The following is an 18,872-nucleotide window of genomic DNA, read 5'->3' on the forward strand; positions in this document are numbered from 1 at the left end:
CCTATCGGATTTATTTTTTAGCAGTCAATGATTAAAAATAATATTCAACTAATTGTTATATATTGATTTTATAAAAATATAGCAGAAATAATGAAGTCTAAATTACAAAATAATCTGAATGGTTTACTTGATCTGACATTTTTTTAGTATCTTAATCAAATTTCTCATGGATCACACTTGATCATCATACCTTGTTTTCAATGATCTAGTTAAACTGCTGATCTAAATCAATCACGTCATCCATTAAATCAATACATTGCTGCGAATGTGAAACTATAATCAGGGATTTCACCTGTTTTTTTAGTAACTCTATTATTTCCAGTGCGGTAGTGATATCTAATGCTGAGGTTGGCTCATCTAAAATCAATAATTGCGGTTGCCTTAAAACTCCACGTAAAATACTTATTCGCTGTTTTTCACCTCCTGAAAAATTTTTATATACATCTCCCATATCATCATTTAATGTTATTTTGTTCTTTTCAAGAATTGAGTTTAATTTAAATTTTTCCAGCCATTTTATCAACTCAGCACCTGTATAATCATAAGGGCTATTATAAACTAGATTGTCTTTTAAACTGCCAGAAAAAATAACAGCATGCTGCCCGACAAAACTGACTTGATTAAAAATTTCTTCAGAAAAATGCTTTGAAATATCCAAATCCTGATAATAAAGTCGCCCAGATTTAATCTTTGAAATCCCAATTAAATAATTGATAAGTGAAGTTTTTCCGCGACCTGTCTGACCGACAATCGCATAATGAGTATCAGCCATTAGCTGTAAATTAAAATGCTGTATCTCATGTTTACCCAAGTTCAGTGTGGCATCCTCAAATTGATATAAAACAGAAGTGCTAGACCCCGTTGATGTCCAAGGCTGATAATGGTCGCGCGATAAATCAAAATATTGTCGATAAGTTTTCAGCGCTACAATATTGCCATTCACCCGCATCAGGCTTTGCGAGACCATTAAAAAAGGCAAAGTCAACTGAATAATATAGGTACTAATCAGGACAAAATCGCCTGAACTAATTTGCTGATGCTGGGAAATATAGGCGGTGTAAAACATAAATCCGAGTAAAAATATAAAAATTAAAAGAACTTGCATCATCATTAACCCACCAATACGAAGATTGGTATTTTTGACGATAGCTGCATAGCTCGATAAACTTTGTTTTAAACGATTCTGTTCATAAACTTGTGAGTGTTTAATTTTAATTTCATAGCTTTGAGATACTTTCTCTAAAATAGCTGTATTGATTAAATTACGTCCCTGATAAATTTCATTAAAATAACCACTACTTTTTTTACTAATTAATATAGAAACAATAAAAATCAGGAGGGCAGTCCCCACAAAACATGCACTAAACACGATATTAATCGTTTTAAATAACACCGCAAAAATAAATAAAAGTTGAAATACAATCGGCCCTAATAACATAAAAAAAGCAAAAGTCATTTCGCTCATCGCCGATGCGCCACGTTGCAAGTCGGTCAGGAAGGCGCCTATTTCCGTTTGATCTTGATGTTGTTTTTGCAGGGCTAAAAAGTTTTCGACGCCAGAATACATCAGTGCCGTCTCAAAGTTTACCGACATGATCATGCTAAATAAATTTTGACACCATGATAGCAATTGCGACATGAGCCATGCTGCGGCATAAGCCAGCACCAGTAAATAGAGTTTTTCTATACTAAACAAATGAGCAATTTCAATATGATGATTTTGTTCAACCTGATCGACCAGTAACTTCATGAGATAGGGAAACAAGGTCCCAAATATCGCAACGAAGACTACCAGTAAAAACATCAGAATAAAATCTAGTTTCAGGCGTGAATATCGCTGCATCGCAAGTTGACAGGCAAAGCGATAATTCTTTATCCATTCAAAACGTTTCAGTACATTCATAAAGATAGCGAGTGATTATTTTCAATTCATTCTGCATATAACTGAACACAACAAGCTTACATCTGGCAGCACTTGATAGCCTGATGATATTCATAGATCAGGCAATACATTTTAGTACATATTGCCTGAGTTAAGCCTGTTTTGAGACTAAAACGATACCATTTTGCCTGGATTCATCGCAGCACCAACGCCATAAAATCCTTTTGCCATTGGAATAACTAGAGGTGCCAAAGCTCTGCCCCAAAGAATATCTTGATGCTGAATCTGAGTCAGCATCTCAAAGTCATCTGACCGTCCACAAAAATCATCTGCAATGGCTTTGCCAATGCGGACAGTTTGCGCTACACCATGACCGCTCCAGCCATGTACGGCATAGACAGGAAATTTATCCCCTGATTTGCGGCTATCTGTTGCACCGTTGACGGTCAAATCAGTTGTGCCACTCCAGACAAAATCGAGTTCGACCTGTTCTAATTGTGGAAACACATGCAGTATGCGACCTTTCAAATATTGTGCTGTTTTCTCAGCATTCCAGCAAGTTCCTGTGCCTTGTCCACCAAAAAGGAGTCGATTATTAGAAACTCCACGGTAATAATCAATTTGAAATTGAGTGTCATATACAGGATGATCCTGTGGCAATAGTTTTTTTAATTCAATATTAAGCGGTGCAGTGGTACAGACATAGGTATAAAATGGAATGGTGGTTTGATTTTTTTGTTCCAGTAATTTAAAAGAAGCATGATGCACGGCCAATACCACACTTTTTCGTGCTTTAATGCATCCTGTCGTAGTCTGAACATAAACTCCATCTTCCCGTTCTTGTATCGAGACCACTTCGGTATGTTCATACACTTGCCCACCTTGCTGACAAAATCCATAAATTAGTCCACGATTGAGCGCTAAAGGATGAATATGTCCGCCTAAGCGATCAACTAATCCCCCAAAATAACGATCGGACTTCACATATTCATAGAGTTCATGTTTACCCACCACCTGCGTATGGTTTTCACCCAGATATTTTCGGGCATCTGCTCCTTGTGTCAATGCAACCAAATGTCCTTCATGTACTGCTGCGGTAATATGCCCATGTTTACGTGCCGCATCAATTTGATAACGCGCCAAAATCGAATCAATCAACTGCATAGCTTCAGTTGAGGTAAACTGCCATAATTTTTTGGCATCAGCATGACTGAGTTGCTCAATCATTTCTTCTGCCTCCCAACGTGCAAGACCGGGGGTAAGTTGCCCGCCGTTACGCCCTGAAGCACCACTCCCTATCCGATTTTTCTCAACCAAAACGGTGTCAACGCCTTGTTCAGCCAGATGTAGTGCCGTAGATGCACCGAGTAGGCCTCCACCAATGACCAAGACATCACACTCAAGATCAGTTTGTAAAGTTTCAAATTGATGCCAATCTGCCAGAGAACTTTCATAATAATTGGCAGCATGCTCGATATGCCCATGTTGTGGAGCAATCCAGTTCCACTCTTTCTCACTTGTCATAGCTTGACTAACTTTAAATTCCACATCATTCAACAGCACAGGTTTCATTAACAGATTTTTCATTTGTTCAACTCACTTTCATTCCAAAATTCATTAAGCATTGCTCATCACAACACTTTGCTTTCTCAATTTTTTATAGATAAAAATGGCAATTCCCAGACTGAGCCAAACACAACCAAAATGCAGTGCGGCAGCATCAAGGTTAAACCACAAACAGACAATGGCAGCGACAGAGAAGATCGGAAGCACAAGATTTTTAAAAATATTGTTCCAGCCTTTGTTCTCACCTTTCTTGATGTAAAAATGCATAAAGACCGAGAAATTAACCGCAGTAAACGCAATGAGCGCACCGAAGCTAATCAGACTGACCACCGTTGCCAAATCCAGCAACATGGCAGTCATGGAAATTGCGCCAATAACCAAAACGGAATACAGTGGTGTACCTAATCTGGCATTAAAACTGCCAAAAATCTTTTTGTAGAAAATACCGTCTTTACCCATAATATGAATCAATCGCGCGGCACTGGCGTGGGTTGCCAAACCTGAAGCCACCGTATTCATAATCTGCCCGCATAAAAAGATCGCCTGAAATAATGCTCCGCCCACATACAATACAATCTCTGGCAAAGCCTCACTTGGATGCTTAAAACGTGTGTTATCTGGAAAATACAACTGAATAAACCATGAAGCGCTGATGAAAATAACACCACCTGCCAGCGTGGTTAAAATCACTGCTTGAGGAATCACTTTTTTTGGTTGCTCGGTTTCCTGCGACAATGTCGTGACTGCATCGAAACCAAGAAAAGAAAAACATAAAATTGATGCGCCTGCGATCAATGGAAGCAGTTGAGGATCTCCATTCCAAAGTGGGGTAAGCGTAAGCACATGTTCATAGCCTTCGGTCGTCCCAATTCCTTTAATGACCAGATAAATAAATACCAGCATTAGCACAATCGGCGCAAAAACAAACAATAAGCTCAAGTTCGCCAAAATCTGGATGCGAAAACAATTCACCAATGTGACCAAAGCTGCTGCCAGCATCACCCAGAACCAATATGGCATCGCAGGAATCAAGGCATGTAAATAAATCCCTGCCAATAAAGCATTAATTAACGGCAAGAGAAGATAATCCAGTAAGGCACACCATCCCACAAAGAAACCTGCGGTTGTCCCACAACTTTCAGCGGTATAGCTATAGGCCGAACCAGGTCGTTCTGAACAACGACTAAATCTTGCATAGCTAATCGCAGTCAATAACATGGCCACCAGCGCCAATAAATAAGCCAAGGGCACTCGCCCGTCAGTGGTTTCAGAAACGATGCCAAAAGTATCAAACACCGTCATAGGTGTCATATAAGCGATGCCGACAATGACCACTTGCCACAAGCTCAACTTTTTGGTTGGAAATTGCTCATTTTCCATTTTATTGTAACTCGCAATAAAATAATGTTCAGTGATTATTCTTTTGCAACAACTATGCCATATAATAAAAAAATTATTTTGAACCAATCTGAGAATAAAATGCCACGCTACTCGATTGAAACGCGTAAAGCCGCGATTGCAGCCTACAAAAAAACCGACTACAAGCTTGCTGTCTGTAAAGAATTCAACATCTCCAGAGTCACACTGGATGCATGGATTAAGCTTGAAGAAGAGACAGGAAGTTTGACCCCAAAACCCACCAAAAAACGTGGTGCACCCGCGCATATTAAAGATTGGGATGCATTCCAAACATTTGTAAAAAATACAAAATTTCAAAATATTAGTGATTTAATTCCCTTATTTGAACAGGAGTTTGGCTATTCAGTTTCCTATGCGGTCTTGGTTCGTGCAATCCATGTTTTGGGTCTACGTCGTCGTAAAGGTCGCTTCTATGGTTAGAACAAATACAAAATTTAGCGACAAAAAAAAACAGAGATTTTTTGTAATTTTAAAATATTAAAAATGTAAATTTAATTTATTAAAAAAGTAAAATATTTAAATTAAAAAAGTAAATTTAAATAAATAAAAATGTAATGTTTAAATATTAAAAAAGTAAATATATAAAAATTAAAAGGTAAATTTTATAAATCAAAAATGTTTAGTTATTATTAACACTGTTTTCAAAATAGCGCAGCAAAGTGAGCAAGTATTGTTCAAATTGCACTATTATTAAGCAAAAAAAGAGAAGCAATTCGCTTCTCTAGACCATGACAAATTCTAAACTATTGATACATGGCTTTATTATCATTTAAGGCAATTAGGCCGCGTATTGCACGATAGACAATCCAGATCCAAGCAGCGGCAATCACAACTACGCAGAAAGTACTCGCAGATAAGGCGACACCTGCAAATAAATTGTCGTTATCACCAGTAAAAAATAAAAAGAAGAACGGTACAAAAGCAATGATGTTCCAGAACAAATACCACCAAAATGTGCGAATTTGCCAAGTAAAGTGACTAGCAAGCCATGTCCCTTCAACATCACGACGTTTTACGTAATTAATGATGAGGGCCACGATTGCTAACAGCCCTGCACTAAAAATAGCGGCGATGTATAAAATATAAAGAACCAGCGTTAAGGTTTTATTGGATTGCAGTTGTTCTAAAGAATTGTTCATAGAGACACCTTTGGATTTATTGTATTGATCCTCTAACGTAGTACTACATTTAACGGAGAAATCAGCCAGAGTAATAAAAGTATATTTAACACTATGGTACAAAAATAAATTTTCCTAAAGGGTTGTTTTTGTGTTTTATGTCGCAATTTTTGTTGCGCTAACCCCGCCGCAGGCCAACCGCCTAAAAAAGAAATAATATGCAGGGTTTGTTCAGGCACACGCCGATTTCCCAGTTGCGCGGCTTCTTTATCTTGCGCATACAACCAATAACTCAAGACATTCATCAGTGCAATAAAGATAAAACTATAAGCAGGTAATAGGTGTATAAAGCTGAGAATGGCAACAATGACAATATAAACCAGTGCTGCAATTTGCATCGGCTTAAGTGAAGATGTATGAGCGGTAGAAACTGGACGTTTTTTATTTGCAGCTAAAGCGCGAGTTTGTGCCGCTTTTAAATAAATCACCTGCTTGGCACGATAACGTCCTCGCTCATCCAAAATCACCAGATATTCCAGTGCACAGCCGACGATTGGCCGTGGTCCAGAACGAGCAAAATCCTTGATATGTAAAAAAACACGGTCTTTATCCGCATCATTAGGTTGAATAAAACCGTACCCTTTTTCATCGAACCATTCAATTAATCGTCCTTGATCACGCATCATGGTTTTCCCTTAATCTGTTAAAGCGGCTAAACGATTTTGCAATAATTGTCGCATTTCTAAAGGATTTTTTTGCAAAATATCTTCACTCTCTCGCACTTCCTGCGCATTACGCTGCGCAACTTGCAATCGTAATAACCAAAATCGACAAGCAGCCATCGCCAAATAAACCCTCAAACATGCATGTTCATCTGACGTTAGTGTACGAACCGTTTGATAGCCTTCGATAAATGCATTTAATTGATCCGAATTAAGCTGTACCGTCGGATGTTCGGTACAAAAATCATTGATCGCAATGGCAATATCAAATAATAGATCATCTTGATTCATTTCAGAAAAATCTAAAATCCCCTGTAATTGATCTCCCTCAAACAGAGTGTTATCTCGAAATAAGTCGGAATGAATCCAGCCCTTTGGCAAATCACAATGTCGCTCACGCTGTTGATTAAATAAGCGATAAACACGATCTAATAATTCTAAATCATCTTGACTCATATAGGCTTTAAGCTGATCGGCAACACTTGTCCAATAAGCGTGGTTGCGATAACTTTGACGTTCAAATTGAACATTCTGTAAGGCTAAATGTAACTGTGCCTGTGCTTGACCAATCGCAAATATTTGCTTAAGTGTTGGTGGAATGGGATGCTTTCCCGCAATTCTTGGAGCAATTTGAGCGGGTTTATCGGCAATAATATGAATAAATTGTTCTGCATAACTTAAAGGCACAGCAACAGGAATATCTTGCTGACCTAGATATTGTAATACTGGCGGCAATTCATTTGCGCCTTGCAAATCCAGTTCTTCAAACACCGTCAACACGTATTGTTGATGATCCTGCGTCACTAAAAAATAATTGGTGTTTTCAATTCCTCCCTGAATGGGAATCAAGTCCATCACCTCTAATCCATAAGGCGAAGCAAATGCTTGAACTTGTTCTAAACTCAACGGCGTATAAACCGACATAGAAAACCTGCGTGCAACAATTATAAGTTTGATAGAATAGCGCTACAGTTTACCAAGATTCTGCTCTGTCTCGTGAACTTTATTGATTTTGACCAATATCGCTGGATGTCACCATGCTTGCAAAACGTATTATTCCCTGCCTTGATGTCGATAATGGCCGTGTCGTCAAAGGTGTTCAATTTTTAGATATTCGTGATGCAGGTGACCCTGTTGAAGTGGCGCGCCGCTACAATGAGCAAGGCGCCGATGAAATCACGTTTCTGGATATTACCGCAACGCATCATGGGCGCGACACCACTTATCGTACTGTAGAGCGTATGGCAGAAAGTGTATTTGTGCCATTAACCGTTGGTGGCGGCGTGCGTAAAGTCGAAGATATTCGTTCATTGCTCAATGCAGGTGCAGATAAAGTCAGTATCAACTCTGCGGCGGTGTTCAATCCTGAGTTTGTACAGGAAGCCTCTCAACGTTTTGGGGCGCAATGCATCGTAGTCGCGATTGATGCCAAAAAAACAGGCGAAAATAAATGGGAAATTTTCACCCATGGCGGTCGCAAGCCAACGGGTATTGATGCGCTTGAATGGTCGGTCAAAATGGCAGAATATGGCGCAGGTGAACTGCTGGTGACCAGTATGGATGCAGATGGGACTAAAGCAGGTTATGACATTGCCCTGATGCGTGCCATTAATGATCGAGTTTCGATTCCCACCATTGCTTCTGGTGGTGTTGGAAATTTACAGCACATGGCAGATGGTATTTTACAAGGTGGCGCAGATGCCGTTCTGGCGGCCAGTATTTTCCACTTTGGACAATATACCATTCCTGAAGCCAAAACATTTTTAGCGGAGCAAGGCATTGAAATGCGCCTCTAACTTCTAACGCATCTCTTAAAATAATATAAGGGCAGTTCAGTTTGACTTAACTGCCCTTTATTTTTAAGCGACGGAAGTTTGCGTTTGCATCTCTTCTGCGGTCGAAGCCTCTAGCAATTTTGGCTTTTGTTCAATGTATTGGGCTGGAAAAAAGCGTTCAATGGCGGTGGTCAACTTTTCAGACCATTTTTCAGGTAATCCTAAACCTAAAGGATTGGCCTCTTTTAAATCCGCAGATGAAACAACTCGTGTTCCCAAAATATAATCAAACCATGGCCGAGTCACGCCCCAATTTGCATCCTGATTTGAGTTCATATGATGATCATAATGCCACGGAACACGGCGTTTTGCCCAGTCAGGTTCAAGATGGGAACGACGGTGTACATAAAAATAATTGCCTGCACTATAGCAAAATGCCAACGCCATACCTTTTGAAAATGGATAGGCAGCCGCACTTGAAACAATAGCGACTACAGCTAAGGCACCAAGTTCATTACGAGTACGCCAGTGATGCAATCCTTCCACATAGCATTCGTCATGAAACTCTGTTTTGCGCACTTCGCGATGATGCGCCCAATGTGACTCCATTTGCTTTGGTGTGGGGCTAAAACGTGGCTGACCTTTTCGATGTACACCATGTAATAAATACTTGTGTGCCACCCATTCAAAGCCATTGGCTAAGACTAAACCGGCTACAAAACCTTTTATCATTTTAAATAATCCTCCCTTTTGACTTGAATATAAGAATTTTTCTATGCTATGTATTGACTCATTTTTATCATTCATTGACAAAACACGACAAAAGAGCACTAAAGGATGGCTTTAATAAAAAATTATGCGGGATCAGTCTATGGAGGGCTGGGACATTTATTAAAATTATATTGTGAATCACAACCTCTTGTTGTTCCGCCGAAGCTGCTTGAAATTCAAAATCTGGAACGTTTCGATTATGTGATCTGGCGTGATTTGCTGGAACAAATTCAACAGTTACAACCACAAACGGGTCTGGGGCTACGTATCGCAAAATATGTACAACCCAAGCACTTGGGTATTTTGGCCTATCTGGCATTATCCTGTGAAAGTCTTGGCGAAGCACTTCATCGTTATCAGGATTTTCATCGACTGGTTTATGATGGCAGTCCCTTAAAAGTTGAGTTCATATCGCCTTATTTTTCGATTCGCTGGGAAGAAACCGAACTGCATCCGACTCAACTGACCGATGAAATCGCGATTGCTTTAATGGTTGAATTTTTACAGCAGTTTATGTGTAAAGAACAAATTCAGTTACACGAAATACATTTCATCAATCCTCCCCCTAAAGATGTGCAAGTTTACGAACGCTATTTTCATTGCCGAGTACGCTTTTCTCAAGCCAAGACACAAATCCTCATTCCGATAAGTGAAGCTAATAAAGTGATTGGTAATGCAGACCATACCCTACAACAATTATTGATGCGCCAAGCACAAGAACTATTACAAGAATTACCTCATTCCAATCAACTGGATCAGCGTTTACAACAAGCCATTTTGAAAGGCTTACAAAAGAACGAATATCAAATTGATCAAATCGCAGCGCAATTGGGCTTATCGGTACGTCAATTACAACGTCATTTACAACAACAAAATATGACTTTTCAGCAACGAACCCAACAAATCCGCTATATGCTGGCGCTTGAATATTTAAAAGATCCACATCTTAGTTTACAGGAAATCGCATTATTGCTCTGTTATTCAGAACAAAGTGCTTTTCAACGTGCGTTTAAACAATGGAGTGGACTGACACCACAACAATGGCGACAGCAGTACGTTCATCATTAAATTAAAATAAGACATGAAATAAAAAATTTATCTTCTTGCTTAAATTCTCAGATAGAGATAAAAATAAAACCATAATCGCACAAATATTAACCACAGTAAGCGATTTATAAGTTCAAAAACAAAAGTAAGAGAAAACAAAATGCATAAATATTTAGCAGAGTTCTTAGGTACATTCTGGCTGGTTTTCGGTGGTTGTGGCAGTGCAGTATTGGCTGCGGCATTCCCTGAACTGGGTATTGGCTTTCTAGGTGTTTCATTTGCCTTCGGATTAACTGTATTAACAGGTGCTTATGCCTTTGGGCATATTTCTGGTGCGCATTTTAATCCAGCGGTAAGTGTTGGCATGTGGGTTGGCGGTCGCTTAGATGGCAAGGAGGTCATTCCTTATATTGTTTCACAGGTCATTGGTGCGACTGTTTCGGCGTTTGTGCTGTATATCATCGTACAGGGACAAGCAGGCTTTTCAGGTACAGGTGGTTTCGCCACTAATGGTTATGCTGAGTTATCACCGAATCATTTCTCCTTAGGGTCTGCATTCTTAATTGAAGTCGTCCTTACCGCTTTCTTCCTGATCATTATTTTACTATCGACACATCGAAATGCGCCTGCGGGTTTTGCACCTATCGCCATTGGTTTAACTTTGACTGTCATTCACTTGATCAGTATTCCAGTCACCAATACCTCTGTAAATCCTGCACGTAGTACAGGAGTTGCTCTTTTTGCCGAAACCGCTGCTTTAAGCCAATTATGGTTATTCTGGGTTGCTCCCATTTTAGGTGCGATTGTGGGCGCGTTCATCTATAAAGTGGTGATCAAAGAAAAAGGCTAGGATTTAGATGCCACAAAAAAACAGTCTTTTAAAGGCTGTTTTTTTCTTCGTTATAAAAACGGATTATCAATCTCTTGTTCAGTTTTGGTCTGAATTTTCTCGGGAAGCGGCTGTTTCTCAAGTTCAGTCACCATTGCATTCACCAATGCCTGTAATTGTTTTGCCAGTTGCAAGCCATGTTGGTCTTTGGTGATCTGCAAATTGCCATATAAACTCACACAATCGACCTGATTTTCGAGTGTTAGGTCCTCAATACTGGATGATTCATTTCCATTCTCAAACGGTTTAAACATTTATATAAGGCTCTTTGATGTTTTCTATCATTTGAAATTAACCTATTTTGTAATTTCTGCACGATTGATTTATCTCAAAATTTGTAAAAAATAATGCAACAGTGCATCGACCAATTGTTTGATCATCGCTTGCTTGGTGTCTTCATCAATCCCTTGGGCTTCAATAGGTGTCGCTTGCTGTTTTTGCTGCGTAAATTGTTTCTGCACGGCGGTCAGGGTTTGCTGCTCGACATCCTCCGCACACTGGCTTTCACCATCCCAATGTAAATAGCTCAATGCTTTTTGTGCTTTGACAGCATTGGCACTGAGGGGAAGTTGATAGACATTACGTTTTTGTTCTTCGGTCAATTGTGGAAACACATTCATTCCGAGCTTTTCTTCGAGATAGCATACGCTGACCACCCTAACCTGTAATGAATTATCGTTCGGTGCATAATATGCACCAATTGCCCCTGTTTTTGGTAAATAAATGATCTTATATACGGCGCTTGGAACGATCACTCCACGCCCAATCGTTTTTAATTTTTTTCCTTCAAAGACTGGTCCTGTCACCACATAAACGTCCTGTTTCTGCTTCGTCACCAATGCACGGGTGGCTTCTTCAAGTTCACGCCAAACTTGTTGATTATTTTTAGGCGCTTGCGGCACCATATTAGCCAGTGAAAAACTATCGTATTGTGCTGTGGTATTGCCCATATCGCCATTCGGTGCCATGTGTCCACGGTCATAACCCGAACCACGATAGTCGCTTAATAAAGCTCGATGCATCTCTGGAATTCGGGTTTCTTCATGAAAATTATCTTCGCGCTTAATTCGATTACTTAAACGTTGTGGAGTCAGTTTTTCTGCTACCCAAAGCGGTGTTTTTGAAACACCTGAATACATGACATTAAAGTCATGAAAACACAGGGCATAACTATTTTTTTGTAGACTGTCTTTTGCTAAAACTGGAGGAATATCGCGATAAAACTGACTGAGACACGCGCTATTATTTGAAATCGGACTTATCCATTGTGAAACTTTACCCTCACCAAAAGCAATCACAAAACTGCCTGCCGCAACTGAGCCCAAAAAAAATTTACCAATATGTTGTTTGATCCAAGAGAAATCTGAACTTGCTCGGGTCTTTCTTCGTGCCACAATCTTCTACATCAAATCAAGAGTCTAAGTAAAAGCTTAACAATTCAAGTTTTCACTGTATATTCAGTCAGATCTCATTTGATTAAAGCAACAGCACAATTTGATCAATAAATCACCTATGCGCGTAACAGTTTGTCGTTTTATTTTTATCTTTGACCATGTGATTGGTCATGTTTCGTATATTTAATTGAAACAACAAGAATGGCTATGCGAAGGTAGGCTCACGATGAACATGAAAAATGATTAAATTTAGGAGTCTCTTATGCGCACTCAATTCATTGCTGTAGCTTTTGTAACAGCCTCATTGAGTATGACTGCTTTCGCAGAACAACCTGTTCAGGCGGGTGAAACTCTAGACAGTTTATCCAAAGCCAAAGTGACGACAACGGTAAATGGGCAACCTGGTTCGCTTGAAGAGTTAGTCAATAGTGGCAAAGTTCAGCTTATTTCTGCTCAATCTAATCCAGTGCAAACTCAGTCCATGAACTCACAAGACGTTCAGGCTGTCACACCGCATCAAAGTGAAATGGCAGACCCTGCTGCTACACCAGCCCCATCGATCGATCCAAATGCACCAGCGCAAGCGATGCCTGAATCTGCTCAACCAGAAGCACCTGCAATGCAAGCAGCGCCAGCAGATGTGCAGGATCAAAATAGCAATGCAGCTCCTGAGCAAATCTCAGCGCCAGTGACTCAATAACTGCTCGCTGCCTAATAAAAAACCAGAGTCATTGTGACTCTGGTTTTTTATTCATCAATTTGGATTTAGATTTCAATCTGACTACCGAGTTCTACCACACGGTTAGGTGGAATCTGATAAAAATCGCTGACAGGACTGGTATTTCGTTGCATCGAAATAAACAGTTTTTCACGCCACGGCGACATGCCATCTCCAACGGTATGAATCAATCGATCACGTGAAATGAAGAAGCTGATCTGCATCATATCGAAATCAAAGCCCCATTCATCATAAGCCTGTTCGAGTGCCTGAGGAATATTGGGCTGATCTTTGAAACCGTAATACATAAAGATACGATAAAAATGATCATTCAATTTTTCAAATTTAATTCGATCCTGCTGCGCCACATAGGGAATATCCCGCGTATATACGGTCACCATGACATTCCGTTCATGCAACACTTTATTGTGCTTGATATTATGTAGCATCGCATGTGGCACAATATTCGGATTACCTGTCAGGAATATCGCTTCGCCTGGCACAAAATGCGTTTCATTACTCGAACCAATACTCTGGATAAACAGGCTCATTGGCAATGCATCTGTTTCCAGACGATGATAGACAATTTCACGACCACGTTTCCAGGTCATCAAAATCGTAAATACCACAATACCAATGACAATTGGCACCCAACCGCCTGCCAAAATCTTGAGCGAAGTAGATGCCACGAAAATACCGTCCAAGGCTAAAAATGGAATCGCAAACATCGCGACTTTCCACCACGGCCATTTCCATGCACCATAGGCCAATACAGAAATCAAAATCGTGACACACAGCATGGTCATGGTAACCGCCACACCATAAGCACTGGCCAGATTACTGCTGCTTTCAAATAATATAATTAAAATAAAAACTGAAATGTAAAGTACCCAATTAATAAAAGGCACATAGATTTGCCCCTGCTCGACATCAGAGGTGTGAATCACACTTAAACGCGGTAAATAACGCAATTGAATAGCCTGATTGACCATTGAAAATACGCCAGTAATCACCGCCTGCGACGCAATTACCGCAGCAGCTGTAGCCAAACCAATCATCGGGTATAAAGCCCATTCGGGTACCAATAAATAGAATGGATTTGAAACCGCTGCTGGATCACGCAGTAGCAATGCACCTTGACCTGCATAATTAAGTAATAAACACGGGCAAACGATAATAAACCATGCCAACCGAATAGGCAGACGACCAAAATGCCCCATATCGGCATATAGTGCTTCTCCACCAGTCATGGTTAAAACCACAGAACCCATCGCAATAAAGGCAATAAAAGGTTGATGAATCGCAAACTCAATGGCCCATAAAGGATTTACGAACAATAGAATATGCGGTGTCTGAATAATGCTCCATAGCCCCAATAAGCCAATAGAAATAAACCAGACGAGTGTGATTGGACCAAAGAATTTCCCCATGGTCGCCGTACCATGTCGCTGTACCACAAAGAGTGCAGTCAAAATTCCTAGACCAATCGGCATCAGCCATTTATCAAATGCAGGCGTGGCAATGCTCAAACCTTCAATCGCAGAGAGTACTGAAATTGCGGGGGTAATGATACCATCTCCAAAAAATAGAGAAGCCCCGACAAATCCCAAAGCAATGAGACACATTTTCTGATTTGGAGTGAGTTCTTTTATGCGCAGTAATAATGCCAAAAGCGACATAATACCGCCTTCGCCATTATTGTCTGCACGCATCACAATGGTGACGTATTTAAAACTAATGGATAAGGTGATACACCAAAAAATCAGGGAGAGAATACCAAATACTGTGGCTTCGGAAATCGTAACATGCGCACTGGTAAAGGTTTGTGCAAATGCATAGAGTGGACTGGTTCCAATATCACCAAATACCACGCCTAACGCTGCTAGCGTAATCGCGGGCAATGCGGCTTTTTTTGCAGGACTTTGCATACTCAATCTTCAATATTTGAACAGTATTTTTGCGCCATATTAACATTAAGTTATTTTTTTTTCTGCAAATCAATTGTTTTAAGCTTGGCAGCATGTCTTTTTTTAGCTATTATCGCTCGCCTTGGTGAGGTGTCCGAGTGGCTGAAGGAGCACGCCTGGAAAGTGTGTATACGTTTACGCGTATCGAGGGTTCGAATCCCTCTCTCACCGCCAAAATTCTGTTTCTAAAAATCCAAAATATACCTTAAAGGCTTAAACTGCAACAGTTTAAGCCTTTTTTAATATTCTTTTAAATCCTTAACCATCCTTGCACACCTGCAAGATCATGGGGGACAAATGGGGGATGATTTAGTTATACTATAAATCATCCCCCAAATTACAAAGAAAAAGCTAAAAATGCTGACAGATGCTCAAGTTAGAAAAATCAAACCACTTGATAAGAAAAAACGTTATTCGGATGAAAAAGGACTCTATTTAGAGGTCACCCCATCAGGTGGAAGATTCTGGCGTTTAAAATATCGGTTCAATGGTCGTGAAAGCACTTTAACCATTGGAAGCTATCCAGAAATTTCCCTTGCCCAAGCTCGCCGTACTCGTGATGAAGCACGTATTCAGCTTTACAATAATATCGATCCGAATGCTGTGAAAAATCAACGCCTACAGCAAATGGATGAAAGTATTCTTTTCAAATCCCTTGCCATGGAGTGGATGGAGGATCGAAAAGCCGTCATTAAAGAAACAACTTACCTACGTGATTTATCAGTATTTGAAAAAGATCTTTTTCCTGATCTAGGTGACATGCCGATTGATGAAATCAGAGGAAAAGATGTACTTGCTTGTGCCAAAAAAATTGAAGCACGTGGTGCGCAAGAAATGGCTAAACGCTCTATTCCTTTAGCGGGTCGTATTCTCCGTTTTGCGATTCGTAAAGGCATTATTGAGAATGATCCTACCCCACACTTAGGACAAGCCCTTAAACCACGTAAAGTAAATAATATGGCTCGTTTGGATATTTCCGAATTTCCTGCCTTTGTTGAACGTATGGATCGCTAGCGAGTTCGCTGTTCAATCTCAATAGGTCTATCATAGATGCTTTTACGATGACTTAGCTGACCACGGATTTCAGGAGTGCCATATTTACGCTTTCTTTGATTTGTGAACCGCAGGTTGTGAAAGAGCGCTCCCCCTTTGTTTTTATCCTGTCGTATAAATCTATAAATAGAATGTAGGTTAACTGTCACATGAGAAGCGATTTGTTCAGGGCTCCATTGAAGATTGAGATAACAAATAACAAGTGGCCAAATATCACCGGGGATTCTTTTAGGATTTGAACAATGCCTTGCTTGAGCAAGCTTATTTGCATGTTTTACGAAGTATCCATTTCTTGCTTTATGCCGTTTGATTTCTCTAGAGACGGTTGATGAAGATCGATTCAACCACCAAGCAATATAACGTACAGAAAAATCTTCATGTGACAGAGCAAATATCTGATATCTTTCATCTTGAGTAAGATGAGTATAGTTCATAATGCAACTTTGACTTTGGTCGGTCGAAAGCAAAATGCTAGCTCATATCGCGACCCGATTATATTTGCGTTCTGCCATGCACTATCCAGTGTGGGGCAGGCTGATTACCAGTGTCGGCCCCAGATACGTTGTGCGTGATCGAAATGTTGCAAAATTCTTAACACGTGATCTGAAAAAAGCAGATGAACTCGGGCATATCAAAATTGAAGACTATCGTGTTACTCGCGATATGTTTTTAGGGTCAGTGTATTACTCTTTAGAAACTATGCTGACTGAAACAGTCGATCAGCATTATCTTGGATTGGTGATTAAAACTCTTTTAGGGCATTTGGGCATTCAGCAAAATGAAGTTCAACGTTTATATCAATTAGAACTTCCTAGTGAAATTGAGATTACCACTCCTTTTTTTACGATCTTAAAGCAACATCAAAGTAAAGGTTATGATCATAAAAACTAATGCTGAATTTCCCACTTGCATTAACTCTAAGATTGGGTGCCCGATATAATTGTAGATTTTTATTGTGGGCAGGATTATCAGATGCTTCTCAGGTTCACAATACAGCAGCGGAGACCCGCCAGAAGCATAACTGGGTTCTCAGTATGAGCCGAAGAGGCCTCGCGCATTATACTGCTTATGGGACAACTTTGTTGCTGAATCCTTTTTTAACAGCTCAAAGAAGGAATGGATTAAAAGTAGGATCTATAAAACACATGTAATGGAGCGTGCAGATGTATTTGATTATATTGAGATGCTTTGCAATGATATCAGATGTCATTCATATCTTGATAAAATGAGCCTAGAAGCATTTGAGACAGCTTCAACATAAGGCTATCTCATATACAGGATAATGAAAGCAGTCCATTTCTTAATGAAAACACTAATTAATAAGGTTTAAGCTCTCCAATACAACAGCAGCTATTAAGCTATCAAATGGCTCACGCTTGCCATAAGCCATCCATTGATCTAATACCTCATAATAGGCGAGCCGATTTTCTACTGTCATCACACTCGGTTGATAATATGCTTTCATCAACTCGACATTCATCAATCATTGAGACATACGACCATTCCCGTCAATAAGGGGTAAATAGCAAAAAAGTCTGCATGTACTTTGGCTGTTCACCCAATTGGATGCAATGTATGAGCTTCTTAATTATTTTAAAATCTGATTACACTTTGAGTTTGTAACAATAATCTAAATTTCTGCCCAAATAAATGAACGATCAAGCCACACATAATCACCCCTGAACCCAGCCATTGCCAAGCATTGAGTTGCTCATCTAAAAATACTGCGGCAAAAAGCATGCTAATCACAGGCACCCAGAGTGACAATGGACTGATTTTGGCAGCGGGGTAACGAGTCAGTAAATAAATCCATAATCCGTAGCCAATAATCGTAGCAAAATAAGCCAGAAAAGCCGCTGAAGTAAAGCCTTTCCAAGTGAGGGTTGAGTAATCAGCCAAAATACCTTGCCAGCCTTGATCATGTAGCGCTAACAATAAAAACCAGACAGGCGTTAAAATATTCCCCCATACGACTAAGCCGATTGGATTGACTTGCCCAATTTGTTTCACCACGATGTTACCGCAGGCCCATGACAAAGCTGAACCCAGAACCAAGAGTAACCCTAACAAAGGAACATGACTGTGTTGTTGACCCAGTGCAATTAATGCTAGCCCAAATGATGCAATCACAATGGCCAGCCACTGATTCCATGAAGCATTTTCCTTTAAGACCCATACAGCAATCATCACGGTAAAAAAGGCTTGAGACTGAACAACTAAAGCCACTAGACCTGTTGGCATGCCTGTGGCAATCGCACTAAACATAAAAGCAAACTGCGAGAAATTGCTGATAAAGCCATAGAGTAACAGCCATTTCCAACCGACTTTTGGAATTGCCACAAAGAAGAGTGCAGGCAGCAGAACCAATACATAACGCAAGCAACCTAGCAGCATGGGACTGATTTCACTGATGCCAACTTTCATAAAATAAAAGTTGATACCCCAGATGAACACGACAGCAAATGCCGCGAACTTATCTTTAAGTAACATGAACATTTCCTAAACAAATTTGATTAGACAAGTAACGACCTGTATCACTACAGGTCGTTAC

General features: G+C 40.0%; 18 protein-coding genes, 1 tRNA gene and 3 pseudogenes. 9 read left to right on the top strand and 13 right to left on the bottom strand.

Translation table 11 applies throughout. The annotated features are described in order from the left end of the window. Positions 1 to 205 precede the first annotated feature (205 nt). The 3 genes from EGS47_RS06235 to EGS47_RS06245 all read right to left on the bottom strand — a co-directional run bounded on the left by EGS47_RS06235 (position 206) and on the right by EGS47_RS06245 (position 4,828). Positions 206 to 1,903, bottom strand: coding sequence for an ATP-binding cassette domain-containing protein (locus EGS47_RS06235; RefSeq protein WP_125269359.1), 1,698 nt, complete (start codon positions 1,901 to 1,903; stop codon positions 206 to 208). Positions 1,904 to 2,050: 147 nt separating this feature from the next. Next, the gene (locus tag EGS47_RS06240) at positions 2,051 to 3,469 is read right to left on the bottom strand and encodes an NAD(P)/FAD-dependent oxidoreductase (protein WP_125269360.1); all 1,419 of its coding nucleotides are present in this window, start codon (positions 3,467 to 3,469) and stop codon (positions 2,051 to 2,053) included. 30 nt (positions 3,470 to 3,499) lie between these two features. After that, a complete protein-coding gene (locus EGS47_RS06245; protein ID WP_125269361.1) occupies positions 3,500 to 4,828 on the bottom strand; it encodes an APC family permease in 1,329 nt (442 codons plus the stop codon). A 99-nt stretch (positions 4,829 to 4,927) separates the two neighbouring features. Between EGS47_RS06245 and EGS47_RS06250 the strand changes: the two genes are divergently transcribed. Beyond that, entirely contained in the window at positions 4,928 to 5,287 is a 360-nt protein-coding gene (locus EGS47_RS06250; protein WP_125269362.1) for a helix-turn-helix domain-containing protein, read from the top strand. Between the two features lie 323 nt (positions 5,288 to 5,610). Here the strand turns inward: EGS47_RS06250 and EGS47_RS06255 are convergent, their stop codons facing one another. From EGS47_RS06255 to EGS47_RS06265, 3 genes are read right to left on the bottom strand one after another with little or no spacing between them, the layout of a single operon-like run. Further along, positions 5,611 to 6,006 carry a DUF4870 family protein gene (locus EGS47_RS06255; protein ID WP_005001045.1) on the bottom strand — a complete coding sequence of 132 codons (396 nt, stop codon included), beginning with the start codon at positions 6,004 to 6,006 and terminating at the stop codon, positions 5,611 to 5,613. 32 nt (positions 6,007 to 6,038) lie between these two features. Further along, positions 6,039 to 6,668, bottom strand: coding sequence for a DUF1294 domain-containing protein (locus EGS47_RS06260; protein ID WP_171455433.1), 630 nt, complete (start codon positions 6,666 to 6,668; stop codon positions 6,039 to 6,041). Between the two features lie 12 nt (positions 6,669 to 6,680). Then, positions 6,681 to 7,631, bottom strand: coding sequence for a homoserine kinase (locus tag EGS47_RS06265; RefSeq protein ID WP_125269364.1), 951 nt, complete (start codon positions 7,629 to 7,631; stop codon positions 6,681 to 6,683). Between the two features lie 113 nt (positions 7,632 to 7,744). On the opposite strand from EGS47_RS06265, the gene hisF reads away from it, so the two are divergent. Further along, on the top strand, positions 7,745 to 8,503 hold the full coding sequence (gene hisF, locus EGS47_RS06270) for an imidazole glycerol phosphate synthase subunit HisF (protein WP_004991883.1): 759 nt from the start codon (positions 7,745 to 7,747) through the stop codon (positions 8,501 to 8,503). 63 nt (positions 8,504 to 8,566) lie between these two features. Here the strand turns inward: hisF and EGS47_RS06275 are convergent, their stop codons facing one another. Beyond that, positions 8,567 to 9,214, bottom strand: a complete 648-nt coding sequence (locus EGS47_RS06275; protein WP_044434202.1) for a sterol desaturase family protein — start codon at positions 9,212 to 9,214, stop codon at positions 8,567 to 8,569. A 105-nt stretch (positions 9,215 to 9,319) separates the two neighbouring features. Here EGS47_RS06275 and EGS47_RS06280 point away from each other — a divergent pair, with 105 nt between their 5' ends. After that, complete coding sequence (locus EGS47_RS06280; RefSeq protein ID WP_125269365.1) at positions 9,320 to 10,321, top strand: AraC family transcriptional regulator; 1,002 nt, start codon at positions 9,320 to 9,322, stop codon at positions 10,319 to 10,321. A 139-nt stretch (positions 10,322 to 10,460) separates the two neighbouring features. Further along, positions 10,461 to 11,150 carry an aquaporin Z gene (gene aqpZ / locus EGS47_RS06285; RefSeq protein ID WP_125269366.1) on the top strand — a complete coding sequence of 230 codons (690 nt, stop codon included), beginning with the start codon at positions 10,461 to 10,463 and terminating at the stop codon, positions 11,148 to 11,150. Between the two features lie 50 nt (positions 11,151 to 11,200). Here the strand turns inward: aqpZ and EGS47_RS06290 are convergent, their stop codons facing one another. Together EGS47_RS06290 and EGS47_RS06295 are read right to left on the bottom strand one after the other, a co-directional pair. Next, positions 11,201 to 11,443 (bottom strand): hypothetical protein, encoded by a 243-nt coding sequence (locus tag EGS47_RS06290; RefSeq protein WP_034698085.1) that lies wholly within the window; start codon positions 11,441 to 11,443, stop codon positions 11,201 to 11,203. 69 nt (positions 11,444 to 11,512) lie between these two features. Further along, entirely contained in the window at positions 11,513 to 12,586 is a 1,074-nt protein-coding gene (locus EGS47_RS06295; protein ID WP_171455434.1) for a DNA/RNA non-specific endonuclease, read from the bottom strand. Positions 12,587 to 12,845: 259 nt separating this feature from the next. On the opposite strand from EGS47_RS06295, the gene EGS47_RS06300 reads away from it, so the two are divergent. Next, positions 12,846 to 13,283, top strand: a complete 438-nt coding sequence (locus tag EGS47_RS06300; RefSeq protein ID WP_125269368.1) for a hypothetical protein — start codon at positions 12,846 to 12,848, stop codon at positions 13,281 to 13,283. Positions 13,284 to 13,348: 65 nt separating this feature from the next. Here the strand turns inward: EGS47_RS06300 and EGS47_RS06305 are convergent, their stop codons facing one another. Further along, positions 13,349 to 15,229: a potassium transporter Kup gene (locus EGS47_RS06305; protein ID WP_004991903.1), complete on the bottom strand. Its 1,881-nt coding sequence runs from the start codon at positions 15,227 to 15,229 to the stop codon at positions 13,349 to 13,351. 123 nt (positions 15,230 to 15,352) lie between these two features. Between EGS47_RS06305 and EGS47_RS06310 the strand changes: the two genes are divergently transcribed. Further along, positions 15,353 to 15,442 (top strand) — tRNA-Ser (locus EGS47_RS06310). Positions 15,443 to 15,625: 183 nt separating this feature from the next. Beyond that, positions 15,626 to 16,279 (top strand): annotated as a pseudogene (locus EGS47_RS06315) (tyrosine-type recombinase/integrase); the annotation flags it as partial. On the opposite strand, the gene EGS47_RS06320 reads toward EGS47_RS06315, so the two are convergent. Next, positions 16,279 to 16,755, bottom strand: a complete 477-nt coding sequence (locus tag EGS47_RS06320; protein ID WP_125269369.1) for a helix-turn-helix domain-containing protein — start codon at positions 16,753 to 16,755, stop codon at positions 16,279 to 16,281. The pseudogene EGS47_RS06315 and the gene EGS47_RS06320 overlap by 1 nt on opposite strands. Before the next feature lie 34 nt (positions 16,756 to 16,789). Here EGS47_RS06320 and EGS47_RS06325 point away from each other — a divergent pair, with 34 nt between their 5' ends. Together EGS47_RS06325 and EGS47_RS06330 are read left to right on the top strand one after the other, a co-directional pair. Beyond that, complete coding sequence (locus EGS47_RS06325; protein ID WP_228711793.1) at positions 16,790 to 17,212, top strand: hypothetical protein; 423 nt, start codon at positions 16,790 to 16,792, stop codon at positions 17,210 to 17,212. 178 nt (positions 17,213 to 17,390) lie between these two features. Further along, positions 17,391 to 17,582, top strand: a pseudogene (locus EGS47_RS06330) (IS3 family transposase); the annotation flags it as partial. Positions 17,583 to 17,633: 51 nt separating this feature from the next. Here EGS47_RS06330 and EGS47_RS18615 read toward each other — a convergent pair. Both EGS47_RS18615 and EGS47_RS06335 read right to left on the bottom strand, forming a co-directional pair. Next, positions 17,634 to 17,905 (bottom strand): annotated as a pseudogene (locus tag EGS47_RS18615) (Fic family protein); the annotation flags it as partial. A gap of 9 nt (positions 17,906 to 17,914) precedes the next feature. Next, positions 17,915 to 18,811 (bottom strand): EamA family transporter, encoded by an 897-nt coding sequence (locus tag EGS47_RS06335; protein WP_125269370.1) that lies wholly within the window; start codon positions 18,809 to 18,811, stop codon positions 17,915 to 17,917. Positions 18,812 to 18,872 lie beyond the last annotated feature (61 nt).

The sequence above is a fragment of the Acinetobacter sp. FDAARGOS_515 genome (genome assembly GCF_003938865.1).
Classification (GTDB): Bacteria; Pseudomonadota; Gammaproteobacteria; order Pseudomonadales; family Moraxellaceae; genus Acinetobacter; species Acinetobacter ursingii.